Annotated in this window: 18 protein-coding genes; 16 read left to right on the forward strand and 2 right to left on the reverse strand. The window is 38.2% G+C overall.

Annotated elements, in window-relative coordinates:
* Positions 1-52: 52 nt before the first annotated feature.
* The 9 genes from JEM65_RS17895 (at position 53) to JEM65_RS17935 (ending at position 9,404) form a co-directional block, all read left to right on the forward strand.
* Positions 53-310: a hypothetical protein gene (locus tag JEM65_RS17895; protein ID WP_199602635.1), complete on the forward strand. Its 258-nt coding sequence runs from the start codon at positions 53-55 to the stop codon at positions 308-310.
* 283 nt (positions 311-593) lie between these two features.
* Positions 594-1,316, forward strand: a complete 723-nt coding sequence (locus JEM65_RS17900) for a hypothetical protein (RefSeq protein WP_199602637.1) — start codon at positions 594-596, stop codon at positions 1,314-1,316.
* Positions 1,317-1,457: 141 nt separating this feature from the next.
* Positions 1,458-2,954, forward strand: a complete 1,497-nt coding sequence (locus JEM65_RS17905) for a sulfatase family protein (protein ID WP_199602639.1) — start codon at positions 1,458-1,460, stop codon at positions 2,952-2,954.
* A gap of 430 nt (positions 2,955-3,384) precedes the next feature.
* Positions 3,385-4,407: a sugar kinase gene (locus JEM65_RS17910; RefSeq protein WP_199602641.1), complete on the forward strand. Its 1,023-nt coding sequence runs from the start codon at positions 3,385-3,387 to the stop codon at positions 4,405-4,407.
* A 35-nt stretch (positions 4,408-4,442) separates the two neighbouring features.
* A complete protein-coding gene (locus JEM65_RS17915) occupies positions 4,443-5,111 on the forward strand; it encodes a bifunctional 4-hydroxy-2-oxoglutarate aldolase/2-dehydro-3-deoxy-phosphogluconate aldolase (protein WP_199602643.1) in 669 nt (222 codons plus the stop codon).
* A 13-nt stretch (positions 5,112-5,124) separates the two neighbouring features.
* The gene (locus JEM65_RS17920) at positions 5,125-6,108 is read left to right on the forward strand and encodes a TRAP transporter substrate-binding protein (RefSeq protein ID WP_199602645.1); all 984 of its coding nucleotides are present in this window, start codon (positions 5,125-5,127) and stop codon (positions 6,106-6,108) included.
* Positions 6,109-6,257: 149 nt separating this feature from the next.
* A complete protein-coding gene (locus JEM65_RS17925; RefSeq protein WP_233530722.1) occupies positions 6,258-6,722 on the forward strand; it encodes a TRAP transporter small permease in 465 nt (154 codons plus the stop codon).
* Entirely contained in the window at positions 6,723-8,024 is a 1,302-nt protein-coding gene (locus JEM65_RS17930) for a TRAP transporter large permease (protein ID WP_199602647.1), read from the forward strand.
* Between the two features lie 168 nt (positions 8,025-8,192).
* Complete coding sequence (locus tag JEM65_RS17935) at positions 8,193-9,404, forward strand: ISAzo13 family transposase (RefSeq protein ID WP_199602649.1); 1,212 nt, start codon at positions 8,193-8,195, stop codon at positions 9,402-9,404.
* 3 nt (positions 9,405-9,407) lie between these two features.
* Here JEM65_RS17935 and JEM65_RS17940 read toward each other — a convergent pair whose 3' ends face one another.
* A complete protein-coding gene (locus tag JEM65_RS17940; protein ID WP_199602651.1) occupies positions 9,408-9,572 on the reverse strand; it encodes a hypothetical protein in 165 nt (54 codons plus the stop codon).
* 350 nt (positions 9,573-9,922) lie between these two features.
* Complete coding sequence (locus JEM65_RS17945) at positions 9,923-10,411, reverse strand: GbsR/MarR family transcriptional regulator (protein WP_199602654.1); 489 nt, start codon at positions 10,409-10,411, stop codon at positions 9,923-9,925.
* A 417-nt stretch (positions 10,412-10,828) separates the two neighbouring features.
* Here JEM65_RS17945 and JEM65_RS17950 point away from each other — a divergent pair, with 417 nt between their 5' ends.
* From JEM65_RS17950 to JEM65_RS17980, 7 genes are all read left to right on the forward strand, one after another.
* Complete coding sequence (locus JEM65_RS17950) at positions 10,829-11,263, forward strand: hypothetical protein (protein ID WP_199602657.1); 435 nt, start codon at positions 10,829-10,831, stop codon at positions 11,261-11,263.
* A gap of 120 nt (positions 11,264-11,383) precedes the next feature.
* Complete coding sequence (locus JEM65_RS17955; protein ID WP_199602660.1) at positions 11,384-12,568, forward strand: TolC family protein; 1,185 nt, start codon at positions 11,384-11,386, stop codon at positions 12,566-12,568.
* A 111-nt stretch (positions 12,569-12,679) separates the two neighbouring features.
* Positions 12,680-12,916: a hypothetical protein gene (locus JEM65_RS17960; RefSeq protein WP_199602663.1), complete on the forward strand. Its 237-nt coding sequence runs from the start codon at positions 12,680-12,682 to the stop codon at positions 12,914-12,916.
* Positions 12,917-13,045: 129 nt separating this feature from the next.
* Entirely contained in the window at positions 13,046-14,548 is a 1,503-nt protein-coding gene (locus tag JEM65_RS17965) for an efflux RND transporter periplasmic adaptor subunit (RefSeq protein ID WP_199602666.1), read from the forward strand.
* Between the two features lie 160 nt (positions 14,549-14,708).
* The gene (locus JEM65_RS17970) at positions 14,709-15,062 is read left to right on the forward strand and encodes a four helix bundle protein (RefSeq protein WP_199602668.1); all 354 of its coding nucleotides are present in this window, start codon (positions 14,709-14,711) and stop codon (positions 15,060-15,062) included.
* 152 nt (positions 15,063-15,214) lie between these two features.
* Positions 15,215-18,325, forward strand: coding sequence for an efflux RND transporter permease subunit (locus JEM65_RS17975; protein ID WP_199602671.1), 3,111 nt, complete (start codon positions 15,215-15,217; stop codon positions 18,323-18,325).
* A gap of 1 nt (position 18,326) precedes the next feature.
* Entirely contained in the window at positions 18,327-19,559 is a 1,233-nt protein-coding gene (locus JEM65_RS17980) for an MFS transporter (RefSeq protein WP_199602675.1), read from the forward strand.
* The last annotated feature ends 346 nt before the right edge of the window (positions 19,560-19,905 follow it).

The raw sequence follows: 19,905 nt of genomic DNA on the forward strand, positions 1-19,905 counted from the left end.
TTTTTTGTCATGTACTTAAAAAAATGCTAAAGGTTTTGCCTCCTTTATCACCTTGCTATATTTTCCTGACGAAACACCTTTAGCCTACAAGAAAACGCCAGTATATAATCGGAATGATGTGTTGTTAAAAGATGAAGATGTCGAAGCGGTCACATTGACCATTGAAGACACAACATACACTGTTGTTGTGGTTCATAATTCGCCAGCACCTGCAGCGCATTTCTTTAAAGTGAACGGTCAATTTGTGAGTGGGGAAGTCATATTAATTGAAAAAAGAAATAACAAGACACGGATTCATGTGATTAAGTAATAGGTGTCAATTATACCCTGTTCATGGAACAAATATTTCTTGACAATTTCAAAATGTCCTAGAAATTGCGATTTGATTAAATGAGAAACTTTTGATTAGGCCAAAGTAGAGGGTGTTTTTATGAATGGCTATAAAAATGCTTCATAGTGATGGTTTCAAAGGATAGTTTATTTTGAGCAGTCGTATGGGGCGTTGTATTCAGTGATAAACCAATTAAATGGGAATGTAAATTAAAAAAAGTCTGTATATTCGACTTTTTGTGTGCAATATAAAAATCGATATTATGAAAAAAACAAAAAAAATATTAAACTGGTTTTTTGGAGGAATTAGCTTGACCTATATTCTGATAATTATTTTTCCTCAATTCATTTTTGCCAATAAATTAGAGTACAAGAATTTTTCTGTTTACTATCATTCTAATGAAATTAATACAGAAAATCTAAAATCGGTTTTAGAAGAATCACAAAAATTACTAATGACTACCAAACTCTTTGAAACCGAAATCAATCAAGATGTTTTTATTTGTAATAGCTATAATGAGTTTTCTTTTTTCGCACTTTTATCCCGCAAAGCGTTTGCCGTACACTATCCAATAACTCAAAACATTTTTCTATCTAAATCTTCTATTTCAGATAATTATATTTTAAGAAATGGAGAGAGAAATAACAAAAGAACATTAAGCGGTGTTATTGCTCATGAAACAACTCATTCGCTTTTGGAAAACAAATTAGGGACTTTAAAATATAAATTACTTCCTACTTGGAAAGTTGAAGGCTATTGTGATTTTGTTGCTAATGAAAGTTCTCTTAACGAACAGAAAGGGTTCAAAGATATTTGTATTGATAAAGAGAATTCAAATAGTCTGGCTTTTAAATATTTCAAGTACAGAATCTCAACACAATACTTATTCAATGAAAGAAAAATATCAATGGAGGAATTTCTGAATAATAATTTTGACTTGAACGAAATAAATGAGAATCTGAAGGAAAAATATTGCACACAATAAAATATATAAAAAACACTCATTTTGGTGTTTATTCGAAATGAAGTGCGTGTTAACTATATCTGATTTACCCAAGATAAATCTGCTAACACAAACCTGAAAATTTCAAATATACATAACATAACCAAACTAAAATTTAATAGAATGAAAAAAATCCTCAGTTTTACATTCTTATTTTTTGGAGCTTTAACTTTAACAGCACAACAAAAACCAAACGTCATTTTTATTTTAGCAGATGATTTGGGCTATGGCGATGTCAGCAGTTATGGAGCCACAAAAATAAACACTCCAAATCTAGATAAGCTGTCAGATCAGGGCGTTCGGTTTACGAACGCACACGCCACTTCTGCCACTTGTACACCCTCCCGATATGCGATTATGACGGGAGAATATCCATGGCGTCAAAGCGGTACCGGAATTTTACCTGGAGACGCTGCGTTGATTGTTCCAACCGACCAACCTACCTTACCTAAAATCTTTAAGCAAGCAGGTTATAAAACGGCAATTGTTGGCAAATGGCATTTGGGTCTTGGAGATGCGGTAGCAAAGAATTGGAACGGAGAAGTAAAGCCTGGACCTAATGAAACCGGGTTTGATTATTCCTTTATTTTTCCGGCAACGGCCGACCGTGTGCCGACGGTATTTATGGAAAATCATCATGTTGTGGCTTTAGATCCCACAGATCCCATTGAAGTGGATTACAGAAAGAAAGTAGGAAACGACCCAACAGGTTTGGAAAATCCGGAGTTGCTTAAAATGCATTCTTCACCAAACCACGGGCATAATAATACGATTGTAAACGGGATTGGTCGCATTGGTTATATGAGTGGCGGCAATAGAGCACGATGGACCGATGAAGAAATGCCAATGACTTTTCTTTACAAAGCCACTGAATATATCCAAAATAATAAGGAAGAACCATTTTTCTTATTTTATGCATTAACCGAGCCACATGTGCCACGGATGCCTTCCACAATGTTTAAGGATAAAAGTGGATTAGGCTATCGTGGCGATGCCATTCTTCAATTGGACTGGGCTGTAGGAGAAATTATGAAACAATTGGAATACTTAGGTATTGAAGAAAACACGATTCTTATATTTTCAAGTGATAACGGCCCTGTATTGGATGATGGCTATATCGATGGAGCTGTGACACAACTTAATGGACACACGCCTTGGGGACCTTTAAGAGGAGGGAAGTATTCTGTTTTTGAAGCAGGAACAAGAGTTCCAATGATGGTGAGTTGGCCAGGAACAATAGCGCCCCAGGTTTCTAATGCACTCATCTCGCAAATAGATTTAATGGCCACTTTTTCGAAAATGTTTGATATAAAAACAAATACCAGAGATAGCCATGATATGCTTGAGGTGTTCTTAGGTAAATCCACCCAAGATCGAGAATTTTTGATAGAACAAGGGATTACCGATAACTTGGCTATTATTCAAGGGAATTGGAAATATATTGCTCCGTCTGAAGGCCGCAAAAAGAACGAACTTGTCAATATTGAATTGGGAAATTCGTTACAACCGCAATTGTATGATCTGGGCAAAGACATTGGTGAAACTACAAATCTCGCCGATAAATATCCGAAGAAAGTTAAAGAATTACAGAAGAAATTGGAGGCCATAAGAAAATTATAAAATTTTTTGATTGTGCGAAAATATTATAAAACTATAAATTGTCACGTTATAGTAATTTTCAGATATCGTCATCAAAAACAAATATTCGTTTTTATTCTGCGTGAATCTGAGTGAATCTGCGGGATAACTTCTGCATTCGCATGTTTTTATTTCCCGCTGATTTCGCAAATGTTCGCAGATTTTTTTACTGATATGACCACATACGGACATGTCATAAATTTTAAAGGTATTTTAGATTTTGAAATCTTGGTGAATTTATAAAGGTCAGATTAGCTATATTTTATAAAGGATGCGTCCTTCGATGCCCTCTTAATTGGTTAGTGAGACCCCCTTGAATATGTGGCTGTTTTCCCAATTTAGCATATTAGCAAAGTTGCCATTAATTTTGTTAATTTAGAGGCAGCTTTCATATAAACTAATACTCACAACAATGCAAAAAGTAGTCACCTTTGGAGAAATCATGTTACGTCTTTCTACGGAGCGCCATCTAAGATTTTCCCAAGCTAATTTTTTTATGGCCAATTACGGAGGTGGCGAATTTAATGTGGCAGTATCCTTGTCCAATTATGGTATTCCCACGGAATTTGTCACAAGACTTCCAGATAACGACATTGGACAATCGGCCTTAATGGAAATCCGCAAGCGTAATGTGTCCTCAGAACATATTATTTATGGCGGCGACCGTCTGGGCATCTATTTTTTAGAAACTGGCGCCGGAACACGTGGGAGCAAAGTAGTATATGACCGAAATCATTCGGCCATTGCTGATATTAACGTCGGTATGATTGATTGGGAAAAGGTTTTCCAAAATACCAGTGTTTTTCATTGGAGTGGCGTAACGCCTGCAATTTCCCAAAATGCTGCTGATGTTTGCCTTGAGGCAATTAAAGTTGCAAAGAAAATGGGTGTTATGATCACTTCAGATCTTAATTACCGATCAAAACTATGGCAATACGGAAAACAACCGAAAGACATCATGCCAGAACTTTTAAAATACAGTGATGTTATTTTAGGTGATCTTGATACGGCATTTATGATGTTGGGCAAGGATAAAGTCAATCCAGATTACAAAGCTACTGAAAGTCTGCCGCGCTTTTATAATTTACTCTTTGAATACTGTCCTAATTTGAAATATGTGGCCACGACTTTGCGCTATTCCATCAGCGCCTCACACCAACAAATAGGCGGCATTTTTTACGATAAAGATCAGATTTATACTGCTGCGCTAAGAGAGGTGACACCTGTTGTGGACAGAGTTGGAAGTGGCGATGCGTTTATGGGTGGTATTATTTACGGACTGCTGAAACAGGAATTTGATCCTCAGCACACCATCAATTTTGCGGTGGCTGCGTGCTGTTTGAAACATACTATTTCGGGCGATTTTAATTTGGCAACGATTGATGAGGTTGAAGAGATGGTAAAAGGCAATACCTCAGGTATTGTTTCAAGATAATTTAGAACTAATAGAATAGAACTACACTACAATTTATGGCACAATTTTCAAGAATAGAAGTGGCAACCATCATGAAGGAAACTGGCTTAGTGCCTTTATTCTTTAGCCAAGATTTAGAATTGAGCAAACAGGTGCTTAAAGCCTGTTATGACGGTGGCGCACGCTTAATGGAATTTACTGCGCGTGGCGATTTTGCCCACGAAACGTTTGGCGAATTAACCAAATATGCGATTAAAGAATTACCTGGGATGGTAATGGGGGTTGGCTCTGTAACGGATGCTGCCGCCGCGTCATTATATATGGCTTTGGGAGCTAATTTTATCGTTACCCCTGTGTTTCGAAAAGATATCGCCATAGTTTGCAACCGACGGAAAGTATTATGGTCGCCCGGCTGTGGGTCCTTAACGGAAATAGCCCAAGCAGAAGAAATGGGCTGTGAAATCGTAAAATTATTTCCTGGCGATAGTTTTGGTGCAAAATTCATCAAAAACATCAAAGGACCGCAACCTTGGACCAACATCATGCCTACGGGCGGTGTCTCTCCAGATAAAGACAACCTTAAAGGATGGTTTGATGCAGGCGCCACTTGTGTAGGTATGGGGTCGCAATTAATTACCAAAGACATTTTGAATCAGAAGGATTTTAATAAGTTGGAAGCACAAGTAAAATGGACTTTAGCAACTATCGCAGCCTTGAGAGCTTAAGCAAACCGAAATTATGAAAAAGGTATATTTTTTAAAATTTATAGTAGTGCTTCTTCTTTTTGGGACATCGTCTTGTGATACAATCCAAAAGAGAAAAACCATAAAAATGGCTCACGGTTTAGATGAAAATCATCCGGTACACAAGGCCATGGTTTTTATGGGAAAAGAGCTAGAAACAAATTCAGGAGGCACCATGAAATTAGAAATTTATCCAAATCAACAATTAGGATCTGAACGCCAATGCTTAGAACTCTTACAAATTGGAAGCTTGGGAATGACCAAAGTATCAGCCGCCGTAATGGAAAATTTTTCACCAAATATGAAAGTCTTCGGATTGCCTTATTTGTTTAAAGATCGAGAGCAAACGTTTAGAGTTTTGGATGGCTCTATTGGCAAGGAACTTTTGGACGGTGCCGAAAAATATTGGTTAAAAGGATTAGGGTATTATGATGCTGGAAGCAGAAGTTTCTATACTGTAAAAGCCCCTGTTACCACGCCAGACGATTTAAAAGGTTTAAAAATTAGGGTGATGGAGAGTGTCACAGCCATGAACATGATTAAGAGTATGGGCGGGGCACCAACACCAATTTCGTCGGGCGAACTGTATACAGCGCTGCAACAAGGTGTTGTGGATGGCGCTGAAAATAATCCGCCAACCTTTTTTTTAACCCGAGATTATGAGGTCTGTAAATTTTTCTCTTTGGATGAACATACCACCATCCCTGATGTGTTTATAATGAGCACACACCTATGGAATTCATTGAGTAAGGAAGAACAAACTTGGGTGCAAGACGCCGCGGATGCCTCAGTAGAATACCAACGAAAATTGTGGGCAGAGGCTGAAAAAGACGCTATTGCAGCGGTTGAAAAAGAAGGTGTTACGGTTTCAAGACCCGATAAGGCCTTGTTTAAAGCGAAAGTACAACCGGTGTATGATGCTTATAAAGACAACAAAGAAATATATAGCCTGATTCAGCGCATACAGGCGATAGAATAAGTAAGTATTCTGAGCGATTATTTTATAGCGTGATGGAAGATAGACCAAGTGCTAAACGTCCACAACATCTTAACCAAATCGATAGCTTTATTTGTAAAACATATAAGCTCCTTCATTGAAAATAGGAGGTATTAAACATAAAACCAATTATGAACATCAGAAGTAAAATAGACGCGTATTTAGGGTACGTACTAGCCATAATTATGGGTGTGATGGTGCTTAACGTACTTTGGCAGGTATTTACACGATTTGTAATGGGCGCACCAAGTTCCTTCACTGATGAATTGGCACGTTACCTGATGATTTGGATAGGCGTTCTTGGTGCCGCTTACATTTCAGGGAGGCGGATGCACGTTGCAATCGATCTGTTACCGATGCGTTTAAATAAAGAGAAACAAGTAAAGCTGAAGATTTTTGTTAATTGTATCATCATTCTTTTTTGCTTTGCCGCTTTAGTGGTCGGCGGATTAAGATTGGTTTATATCACGTCTATCCTCGACCAGCGCTCACCGGCATTGCAAATTCCACTATCCGTGGTTTATGCAATCATTCCAATTAGTGGCGCCCTTATCATTTACTACAAACTATCAGACATTTACCTTAAACAATTCTAAATGGAATACCTACCTATAATCGTTTTAGTGGTCAGTTTTGTTGGATTATTGCTCATTGGTGTTCCCGTGGCATGGAGCATTGCCATCTCGGCTTTACTGACCATGATGACCAGTATTTCAATGTTGCCAGCCCTTACAACCGTATCTCAACGTATAGCCACGGGTTTAGATAGTTTTGCGCTCTTGGCCATCCCATTTTTTGTACTCTCTGGGCAGTTGATGAATAAGGGTGGGATTGCCCATCGCTTAATTGATTTTGCAAAAACCTTAATAGGATCTTTACCAGGTGGATTAGCACTTATCAATGTGGTTGCCGCCATGCTAATGGGCGCTATCGCTGGGTCTGCAATGGCATCTGCATCTGCTATGGGTAGTATTTTGGGGCCTGAAATGGAAAAGGAAGGCTATTCTAAAGAGTTTGGTGCTGCCGTTAATATTACGTCATCTACCGTTGGTTTGGTGATTCCGCCAAGTAATGTATTAATTGTGTATTCGCTTGCCAGTGGAGGCGTATCCATTGCGGCCTTATTTTTGGCAGGCTACATTCCTGGAATTTTGACAGGTCTTTTCCTAATGATAGTCGCCTCATTCTGGGCAAAAAAGAAAGGATTTAAAAGAGGGGAAAGAAGTTCGATGAAAGCTGTTGTTAGAACATTTGTCAGAGCATTTCCTAGTTTGATGTTGTTGGTAGTGGTTATGGGAGGTATCGTAGCTGGTATTTTTACCGCGACAGAAGCCTCGGCAATTGCGGTACTTTACACCCTGGTTTTAGGCTATTATTATAAGGAAATTAAAACAAAGGATCTACCACAGATTTTGTTGGAATCTTCTGGTACAACAGCCATCGTGATGTTGTTGATTGGTGCTTCCATGAGCATGTCTTGGGTCTTGTCTTATGAAAATATTCCTCAGGATTTAAGTAATCTGTTATTAGGATTAAGTGATAACCCTATTGTAATTCTTCTAATTATAAATGTGTTGCTGCTGCTCGTTGGGATCTTTATGGACATGACGCCAGCTGTACTGATATTCACGCCAATATTCTTGCCTATTATTGAAAAATTGGGAATGGATCCTGTACATTTTGGAATAGTAATGGTTCTCAATTTGTGTATTGGGCTTTGTACGCCACCCGTGGGTTCAGTGCTATTTGTGGGTGTAGGAATCGCCAATACCACTATTGAAAAAGTGGTCAAACCATTGATGCCGCTTTTTGTAGCGATGATTATTGCGTTGCTACTAGTAACTTATATTCCTGAATTGAGTTTATGGTTGCCAGGGTTATTCGGACTTTTAAATTAAAATTTTTTTCTGTATTTACCTCATAGCATACAAGTGTAAACAGATGGTCTTGGATAGATGAAGATATATCGAATTAATGAATTTGGTCCTATTAGGGGCGCTTTAAGGGTATGTTCAACTTAGTATTCGTTAAGAAATAAGTAGTACATTTGTATCAAAATTAATTTGATGGAAACGGATATAGCACTACAAAAGAAATATGAAAAACTTTTGCCAATTTTAGATGAGCATACTGCCCGCCTGTATTTGGCAAGTGAGGCAGAAAGTTTGGGAAGAGGTGGCAAACAAAGGGTTTCTAGGCTTGCAAAAGTCAGCAGGGTCCGTATAGATAAAGGGATCCAGGAATTAAATAGCCCTTTGTTGGAAAAAAGTGATAACAATCGGCGGATTAGAAAATCTGGTGGGGGTCGTAAGAAATTAAAAGAAATCAATTCAAAATTAGTATCGGCCTTAGAATCCATAGTTTCTCCTCATACAATGGGAGACCCTATGAAAGTTTTGTTGTGGACAAACAAAAGCCTGCGCAATGTTGCAAAAGTTTTAAATGACAAGGGATTTGTAATTAGCTATGTGACTGTTGGCGATATTCTTAAATCAATGGGATTTAGTCTGCAGGTTAATAAAAAGACCGAAGAGGGAGGTAAAGATCCAGATAGAAACAATCAATTTGAGTACATAAATGAAACATCCATATCATTTATGGAAGCCGGCCAGCCCGTAATTTCGGTTGATTGTAAAAAAAAGGAATTGATTGGGAACTTCAAAAATGCGGGTTCGGAATGGTTTCCAAAAGGAGAGGCACCCAATGTGGAGGTATATGGTTTTATTGATAAAGAGCTGGGGAAAGCCGTGCCTTATGGTGTGTATGATGTTGCAAAAAATGATGGTTGGGTAAGTGCTGGGATTAGTAAGGATACAGCGGCATTTGCAGTAAATAGTATCAGAAATTGGTGGCAAGAAATGGGCAGGGAAAAATATCCGTTTGCTGCTAAAATCTTAATAACTGCAGATGGAGGAGGAAGCAATAGCTCGAGAAGTAGGCTATGGAAGAGAGAGCTGCAGGTTTTGGCAAACGAGTTGAAAATGGAAATACACGTGTGCCATTTCCCCCCTGGCACAAGCAAGTGGAATAAAATAGAGCATAGGATGTTTTCTCATATTACAAAAAATTGGAGAGCAAGACCGTTGTTGAGTTTGGAAATTATTGTGAATCTAATAGCCAATACCACAACGTCAAAAGGCTTGACAATAAATGCAAAAGCAGATGAAAATCAGTATGAAAAAGGAATTAAGGTAACAGATGAAGAATTGAAAGAAATAAACCTAACAAACAAAGATTTTAAAGGAAATTGGAATTATAAAATAACGCCTAGAACATAACGTTTATTCTTTAACAGATACTAAGGTAATTAGTTCCCAAGTGGATTGTGTAATTTCAAGTAGAGCCTCCATATTATTTTCACTTGTTGTACTTGATGTATTTTTAGCACTATTACAACCTGCTAGTGCTAGTGCGACTATCGTCAATGTCAATATTTGTTTTTTCATTTTAATATTTTAAATCATGAGTGTCCGGTAAAACAAGTAAAAAGTTTACAAAGCCCATTAAAGTAAGACCTGATAAGAGATATTAAAAATGGTACCTTGCTTTTGAAACCAATTTCACTTAGAGTGATTGGGCAAATTTAATTTAGAATAACGATTGTTTATCAGTCAGTTATAATCAAATCTCTATTCTATAAGCGCAGCGATCTTTATTCTTTATCGGACAATAATGATTTTAAATATTTGTGTTCTAAATTAAAGCACAAAAGTACATTTAGTTCGTAACTACACGAACTAAATTGTATTAAAATATTGTTAAAGTTTGATTGTCAGTATTTAAGAAGAGGTAAGGCTTATTGTTTCTCGCTTTCGCGAAAGTGTTTCATTTTGTTTATAACACCTTCTAAGAGCTTTTGCTTTTCAAGTAAATAGGCTTCAAAGATGTTGCCCAAGGTATTTTCATCTACAAACTTATCAGAATGATATTTTTTATTGTAGGTATTTATTTTCTCTACCATTTCCATTTCTATATCAATTTTCTGAAGTTCCGTCTCAAGTGAAACTACTTGAGAATATTTGGCAAGTTTAAAATAACGCTTACGGTCGCCTGGCTTGGTATAAGAAGCCACGTAATTTAATTGCATAAGTACATTAACATTTACAGAAGTAGCACTCTTACTAGCGTTTAGCGTTTCTCTTATATCATCAAAAGTAAGACCCTCGTAAGAGGATAAAATTAAAAGTGTATAGATTCTTGAGGCCAATGGAGACAACTTTAGCCGTTCTTCAAGTCCAAAACCAACTTGCTCTATAAGTTGAGCTTGTTCTTTTTGCTGGGACATTATAGGATCATTTTATATTGAAACACTAAAATACATTTAGTTCTTATCTAAACGAACCAAAAGTTAATAAATTTATGTTAAATTCATAATAGTTTGTATTTTTACGAGCAGTTTTCCAGCAGGATCTGGCATAGAATCGTTATGTGAAAAATGATGCGGATTTGGCTCAAGTCAAGAACGGAAATCAATATATAAAGGCTCATTGGAATAACGGTACCGATCTACCTGAAACGGCTGTCATTAAAACCAGAGATAAATTCAGTTTTAAATATGGGATGGCAATGCTGAATATAAAGACTTAAATGAACCAGTTCGATTGAGCTCAATGGGGGGAACCTCACAGTAATTCTAAGTTTTAGTCAATAATTATTAAAGCACACATGGTTTCTAGAAGTAAATAATATATATTTGTAATTCATGCAAAAGCACAATAACATAAAGGCATTGTTCTTATTAGGCTTATTTAGCCTATTACTTCTGCATAATTTAGCACCTCATTTACATCATCAACATGAAACTGAGCATGAACATAGTGCTATTTCTCATAGTGATGGTCATAGTCATCACCACAATACTCCAGAGAAAGAAAATTCTAAAGGTGGTCTTTTAGATCTATTTTTGGAAGTACACATCCATTCCTTGGTTTCCAATGAGATCTTAACCATTCAGGAAAGTAATGTAAAGCACCTCAAATTTAAAATAGATGTATTAACAGCTTTTTCTGTCAACCCTTATAGTCTTTTAATAAACTATGATGAAATTGAAAAAGTTGCAGTCTATCATCCACCCAATAATTATTTCAATTCTTATCTCTCTTCCCTCGATACACGAGGGCCTCCCGTTTTAGGTTAATCACTTAGGAATATATTGTTATTACAGTATTATTCTATTTATAAGTTTAGGCCTGTATGCCCGCCCAGATGAACCGTTCGGACGGCCCGACAGGTATGATTAAACCTAAAATTCCACACAATGAATAAAAACGTCGTGTCCGCAATTTGCGGATGCCTGTTCTTTGTTAATAGTTTCTCACAGGATAAAAACATAGAGGAACTACTTAATGAAATAGAACAGAACAATACAGAGTTAAAAGGCTATCAATCCTATATGGAAAGCCAGCAGCTCGAAAACAGGAGCAACAACAATTTGCCCGACCCACAGCTTTCTGGTTACTATTTGCCCTTTGGCGATAACGCAACTGGAGATTATACCGAATATCAACTATCTCAATCTTTTGAATTCCCAACGGTATATGCTGCACGTGGCAAATGGAACGAATCTAAATCGCAACAGTTGGCGTTAGCCAATGCTAACAAAAGACAGGAAGTCTTATTGAAAGCAAAAAATGCGCTTTTGGAACTTACTTTCTTGCAAAAGCAAAAAGCTATTGAAACGGAAAGAAAAACCCAGAGCAAACGGGTTTTGGACCAAATTCAAAAACTTTTTGATGCAGAACAAGTTGGAATTTTAGATTTGAATAAAGCAAACATTGCTTGGATTCAAGAGCAGTTTGTTGTAGAACAGATTGACAGCGAAATTCAAATTTTGCTATCCAAACTCAAAACCTTCAACGGAGGCAATGCAATTGATGGTGTTACATCAGAACTTGCATTACCTATTAAAGTTGGTGCGGTGGAAAGTCTTTGGCAAGAAAAACTAACCAAAGACCCTCTATTGCAGGAACTGAAGACGAATGAAGCTGCAACCCTTCAGAAAATAAAACTTGAGAAAAATAAGATACTACCAAACATAGCACTCGGCTATAACTACCAAGGGGTTAGTGGTAATAATTATTCTGGTATTTATGGTGGTCTTTCAATTCCGCTTTGGAGCAGTAAGAACAAAGTAAAAGCTGCCAAAGCTAATTATGAGTATCAGCAATCTGCCACGCACGTAATCACAACTGCGCTTTACACACAATTTCAGGAAACGTACAATCGCTACCAACTGATGCTCGAAAAGTACACCGAATATCAGAGAACAATGGGCAATTTAAATAGTGAGCAACTGCTTTTTAAGGCTTATATGTTGGGAGAATATTCGTTTATGGACTATTATTTGGAGCTTCAGTTTTATAGAGATGCATCAGATAGGATGCTGCAAATGGAAAAGGACTTGCAACTACTCCAAGCGCAATTGCTAAAACATCAATTATAACATTTAAAGTACACAATCATGAAATCGCCAAAAACATGAAGTTTGCTTGCAAACACCTATAAAAATAAAGCGATACCATATAACATTTAAAAAACAAATAAATATTTATATATGAAAACATCAAAAGTAATATTCGCAATACTCACACTCTCATTTATTACCATAACATCTTGTAGAGACACAAAATCTGAATCAACTGAAGACCACGGGCACGAACACGATGCTGATGGCGGTCATATGCACGACGAGACAGTAGAGCAAGAAGAGTTTAAAGTAGGAAAAGATTCTATGGAAATGAAAACTGAAACCCATAAACACGACGATGGCGCTGAACACCACGACCATTAATAATCAGATAGAAATAAAGTATAAAACGAGCGTGCAAAAGGTTAATTATCCATCGAAATGGTTAATCTGCCAGCCGGACAGGCGTGTAGCCACCAGCAAGTGACCGTTAAAAACAATAAATAAATACACATGAAATATATAATAATTGTGCTCGCCTTTTTGGCAATGTCTTGTAACAACAGGGCAGAAGATGCACACGCACATAAGGCCGATGGCAGCCACGCAGGAGAAGAAATTCCGCGATTGAGCCATACCATCTGGACGGAAAAGACTGAACTGTTTGTAGAATTTCCCGCCTTAATTGTAGGGAATCCAAGCAGGTTTGCAGCCCACTTTACGGTATTGGACAAGCACCAACCCATTCGTGAAGGTTCGGTTACGGTTAGTTTGATTCAAGATGATAATGGCATTCGCAACACTGCCGATGCGCCTTCATCTCCGGGCATATTCTCGCCTACCATTCAACCGAAAGAAGCCGGTAGTTACCAGCTTGTTTTTGAATTGAAAACACCTGGGTATTCCGATAAAATAATGATAGACGATGTTACGGTTTATGCCAATACAGACGAAGCCATAAACGCCTTGGGTGATGCTGAAGATGATGGAAGTATCTCATTTTTAAAGGAGCAGGCTTGGAAACTGGATTTTCAAACCGCACCCGTGGTTTCTGGTGAAATTTACGATGTCATAAACACTTCCGGTGTGTGGATGCCCTCACCAGGTTCTGTAAAGTCTTTGGCAGCAAAGGCTAACGGCGTGGTCGATTTTCAAGTGGCTAATCTCACCGAGGGTACGGCAGTAAAACAGGGACAGCTGTTAATGAGTTTGAACAGTCAAGGTCTGGCAGCCAATAATTTGAGTATGGATATCGCTTCCGCGAAGGCAAAATTCCAACAAGCCGAATCTGAATATGAACGAAAAAAACAACTTTACGAATCGAAAATTGTCCCAAAATCTGAATTTGAAAAGGTGGAGAGCAATTTTGAGATCGCCAAGGCCAATTTTCAATCGTTGACATCGGGCGTTTCGGGAGGGCGCAAACAAATCCGTGCACCTTTTGATGGTTTCATTAAGTCCATTAATGTTTCCAATGGCGATTATGTAGCGCAAGGCGTGGCATTGGTTGCTATTGGTACACATCAATCTAAAGTGTTAAAAACCCAGTTGGCACCCAATTACGGACTTACGGTGGAGAACGTGCAGGGTATTTGGTATCAAGGTAATGACGGCCAATGGAAAGATATAACAGACGCCGACGGCAAAATTCTTTCCATCGGTAAAGATGTGGAGCGCGAAAACCCGCTGATTTCTGTTTTTGCTCAGGTAAACGCACAAGTCGATATGCCAGATGGAAGCCTAACGCCCGTTCAGATTGCTATGGGAAACGCTACTCAAAACACAATGATTCCTGTAAATGCTCTGTTGGAGGATTATGGAAGCTATTCCGTTATCGTGCAGCTTTCAGGAGAAAGTTTTGAAAGACGACCTGTGAAAATAGGAAAGCGTAATGGTGAGAATGTAGAAATAATGCAAGGTCTGGAAGTTGGTGAGGTTGTAGTAACTACAGGTGCCTATCAAGTTAAAATGGCTTCAATGTCTGGTTCAACACCTGCACACGGGCATGAACACTAATGAAATGTTGAATTATAAATTTTGAATTTTGAATTATGAGTTATGAATTGTGAGTTATGAATTAAAGACCATTCAGCATTCAGCATTAAAAATTCAACATTAAACATTCAACATTAAAAATTCAGCATTAAAAATTCAGCATTAAAAAATTATAGAAATTATGACCAAAGACAATATCATTTTAACCAAGTCCTTCGATTTTGCTCTGCAAATAATTGAGCTTTATAAGCAAATGAAAGCTCAAAATGAGTTTGTGCTTTCCAAACAAGTATTACGAAGCGGTACAAGTATAGGAGCCAATATTGAGGAGGCCACAGCAGGGATTAGTAAGCGTGATTTTGTGCATAAAATGTCAATATCCTCAAAGGAGGCGCGCGAGACAAAATACTGGTTAAGGCTTATCCAACATAGTAAAATTGTGGATGTGGAAGTTACAAATCTGTTAGTTCAGGTAGAAGAATTAATCAAAATACTAACCTCTATTGTAAAAACGTCCCAAAGTTCGATTAAGTGAATTATCAATTATGAATTGTGAGTTATGAATTGTGAATAGGAAATGTCAACACTAAACATTAAGCATTCAAAATTCAACATTAACCATTCCACATTGACCATTCCACTTTGACCATTCAACATTAAAAATTCAGCATTAAAAATTATTAAACGATGTTAAACAAAATATTATCAATTTCACTTCACAACAGATTGCTCATTCTATTGGGGGCGGTTGCATTGAGCGTGTTGGGTATTTATTATGCCCGGACAATGAATGTGGACGTATTTCCAGACCTGACAGCGCCCACGGTAACCATTCTTACCGAAGCGCACGGAATGGAATCTGAAGAAGTAGAAAAATTAGTGACCTATCAATTGGAAACAGCCTTAAATGGTTCGCCAAATGTGAGACGAATCCGTTCGTCGTCAGCAGCTGGAGTTTCCATTGTTTGGATAGAATTTGAATGGGGAACCGATATTTATCGGGCACGCCAAATTGTAAGTGAACGCATCCCAATGGTGAGAGAGAATTTGCCTGAAGGCATTGGAGCACCAACAATGGCACCTATTTCATCCATTATGGGCGAAATAATGTTATTGGGCGTAACATCAGATATTTTGTCCCCCATGGAATTAAGAACCTTATCAGACTGGACAATTCGCCCACGCATTAAAGCTCTTGGCGGTATTGCCAATGTGGTGGTCATCGGTGGAGACTATAAGCAATACCAAGTATTTGCCAATCCTGAAAAGTTGAAGCATTACGACGTTAGTCTTTCAGAACTCGTAGGGAAGGTTAAGGAAGCAAACACAAATGCACCGGGCGGTATCATCAACCAATATGGCAATCAATATATCATAAAAGGAAGTGGTAGAGCTTATGCTCTGGAAGATTTGCAAGAAGCAGTTTTAAAACAGGTCAATGGACAAACCATAAAAATTAAAGACGTAGCAACAGTTAGAATTGGGGCTGCCGACAAAATTGGCGATGGCTCATTAAATGCTAAACCTGCCGTTATTTTAACCATTGCAAAACAACCCGATGTCAACACATTGGAACTGACAGATAGATTGGATCAGGCTATTGCCGATTTGGAAAAAACCTTGCCAAAGGGTGTCAACATTAAAAATCACATTTTTAGGCAGTCTGATTTTATCGATGCTTCCATCAGCAATTTGAATCAGACTTTATTGGAAGGGGCCTTTTTTGTAATGATTATCCTGTTCATCTTTTTAATGAATTGGAGAACGACCTTGATTTCCTTATTGGCAATTCCTATTTCATTATTGGTGTCCATCATTATTTTAAAATGGATGGGTTACACCATAAATACGATGAGTTTGGGTGGAATGGCAATCGCCATAGGGGCTTTGGTTGATGATGCCATTATTGATGTGGAAAATGTGTATAAACGCTTGCGCGAAAACATCCGGAAACCAAAGGCTGAACGAGAAACTACCTTGACCGTGGTGCGTGATGCTTCGGTTGAAATAAGAAGTTCTATCATTATAGCTACGTTGATTATTATTGTCTCATTTATCCCGTTATTCTTTTTAAGCGGCATGGAAGGTCGTTTGTTGCAGCCGTTGGGAATAGCATTTGTTACCTCGGTTTTAACATCATTGATAGTTGCTGTAACAGTTACCCCAATTCTATGTTCCTATCTGCTGGATGATGAGAAGCTATTGAACAAACAAGCTGATGGTACACGTGTGGAGCGTTGGTTGCAAAAACATTATGGCAACCTCTTGGAACGGGCCACAAATATTCCAAAAACCATTATAGGAGTCACAATTGTTGCCTTTATCATTAGTCTTTTGGTGTTAACGCAATTGGGAAGAAGTTTTCTACCTGAATTCAATGAAGGCTCCTTGGTAATAAGTGTGGTGGGACCTCCCGCAATGTCTTTGGAAGAAAGCAACAAAACAGGAAAATTAATAGAAACATTATTACTGGATTTGCCCGAAGTGGAAGTTGTTACCCGAAGACAAGGCCGTGCCGAATTGGACGAACACGCTCAAGGCGTCAATGCCTCGGAAATAGATGTGCCTTTTGTACTCGACGGAAAAACCAAGGAGGAATTTTTTGAGGAAGTCCGAAACAAATTGAGCATTGCACCTGGCGTTAATATTACTTTGGGTCAACCCATCGCACACCGTATTGACCATATGCTTTCGGGAACACGCGCCAATATAGCAATCAAGATATTTGGTTCAGATTTACAACGTTTGTTTGAAGTAGGTAAAAGCGTGGAGCAGAGTATCAAGGAAATCGATGGATTGGCAGATGTGGCGGTTGACCAGCAAATTGAAGTGCCGCAAATACGGATCAAGCCCAAACGCCAGATTCTATCAGCTTACGGTATGACCGCTGGTGACTTGATGCAACAAGTGGATATTGCTTTTGCAGGCGAAGAAGCAGGAGAGATTTATGAAGGCCAACAGTATTTTGATTTGGTAGTTCGGTACGAAAAACCCTTTCGAGATGATATTGAGAACATTGGAAATGCTTTAATCAGTTTGCCTAATGGTGGCCAAACCACTTTGGGCGAACTGGCAATTATACAATCCGTTAGCAGTCCAAATACTATCAATAGGGAAGATGTACAACGTAAAATTGTAGTTGCCGCCAATGTACAAGGTAGAGATTTGCGCGGTGCTGTAAATGAAATAAAGGAAGTGGTTGCCAACAATGTAAATATGCCAGAAGGCTACCGGGTTGAATATGGCGGTCAATTTGAAAGCGAATCCAAGGCATCTCAATTACTTATGATAACGGCAATTGTTGCCATTGCTATCATTTTCCTGTTACTGTATTATGAATTTAAAGATGTAAAATTGGCTTTTGTCGTATTGATCAATTTACCCTTAGCTTTAATAGGTGGAATCTTGATTGTGTATTTCACATCGGGAATCATCAGTATCGCAGCAACCATCGGATTTATTAGTCTGTTTGGAATTGCCACCCGTAACGGTATTTTATTGGTGTCTCGATATGAAGATCTAAGAAAGGAAGGGATGCAAGGCTTTCAGTTGATCAAAACTGGAGCTTTAGATAGACTGAACCCTATTTTAATGACCGCCTTTACAACAGGTTTAGCGTTGATACCATTAGCCTTGAAAGGAGGTGAACCAGGAAGTGAAATTCAAAGTCCGATGGCAGTTGTTATTTTGGGTGGTCTGTTGACAGCTACTATTTTAAACTTGGTGGTGATACCTTGTGTGTATCAATTGGTGGTTAAGAAGCGTCATTACACAGAAAATAATGAATTGAGAGAATAGAATGAGGCTGTCAAAACTATTAGAGCCATTCCAAGCGCTACGCAACGGCTTATTTGCTAAACTATATTTAGCGCAGACCATAAGTTTATTGGGCGATGCCTTTACGTGGGTTGGCTTGGCATTATTGGCATATCAGTTTGGAGAAGAAAGGGCTGCCGTCATTTTGGCGACAGCCCTAACTTTAAGAGTCACTGCCTTTATAATATTTTCGCCTTTTGCGGGCGTGTTGGCAGATAGGATAAGCCGAAAGAAAATACTGTACACCACACATTTTATAAGAATGGCCATCGTGGGTTGTTTACCCTTTGTAACCGAAGAATGGCAAATTTATGTCCTGATTTTTCTAATGAATGTATTCAATGCCTTTTTTAGTCCAACCTATCGGTCTATCATTCCGCAAATTGTAGATAAATCCATATACCGGCAAGCTATAGGACTATCAGCAGCCACCTATCAATTGTTGGGTGTGTTGGGCCCAGGATTGGCTGGGATTTTAGCCATCTGGCTAGGTGCCAGGGAAATATTCTTTGTAGATGCCGCTACGTTTGTTATCGCAGGTATTTTATTGCTGAGTCTTCCAAAAAGTAAGTTGGATGTTGTTCCAAAAGAAGTAGAAGATGAGATAAAACCAACCACGTGGCAAGATGTTCTAAAGGGTATTAATCTATTGTTTTCGAATCAATATGTGCGTTTTGCGTTGTTTATTGAATTGGTTTCTGCGGTTGCAGGTGCATTTATTTTGGTCAACACCATCGTTTTGGTCAAAGGCGGTTTACAATTGACAGATAAAGATTATGGAATCATAATGGCTGCCTTCGGCATTGGTGCAACAGTAGCAGCATTTGTTTCCGGAGCAATTGATAAATCCAAATCCAGACGTGTCTCACTGATTGTTGGGGCACTCGTATTGGGAGTCGCTATCAGTGCTGCCAACTATTTAAATTTTTCTATGCTGTTCATCGTATGGATTGTCGCAGGGCTCGGTCAAAGCCTCGCGGAAATCCCATCTGAAACGCTTATTGGTGAAACAGTGCCTATCCAGGAACAAGGTAAAGTATATGGCTCCCATTTTGCGTTTTCACATCTTTGGTGGGCATTTGCATATCCCTTGGCAGGATTTTTGGGAACGACATTTCCAAATCAAAGTTTTCTTTATGGTGGCCTCATTACATTAGCAGTATTGCTGCTGGTGGTTACTTTTTTAAGACCTAAAAACAGTCATTACAAACACTAATATTATGGAAAATTCTAAGAATAATAAGCCCGTCATTTATCGATGTAATGGTGTAAACTGCCGAAAGAAAAAAGGCAAGCTATTGGATTACTATATAAAGAAATATAAACTGAAAGATAAAATTGAGATTGACAAAATGGAATGTAACAATAAATGTGAACAGGCCCCCGTGCTTCATCTTCATCCTGAGGATATATGGTTTTCGGAGAAAGATTTAGGAACAATAGTTAAAAGGCACATTCTAAATAAATAGGCATTTCATTTTTTGTGATAAGCTCAGTAAAAACACCTAAATGAGTAATCCATATTTTAAAGAAATAAAGGAAGTCTACAGTAAATATATAGA

The sequence above is a fragment of the Gelidibacter salicanalis genome, from assembly GCF_016469035.1.
GTDB classification, from domain to species: Bacteria; Bacteroidota; Bacteroidia; order Flavobacteriales; family Flavobacteriaceae; genus Gelidibacter; species Gelidibacter salicanalis_A.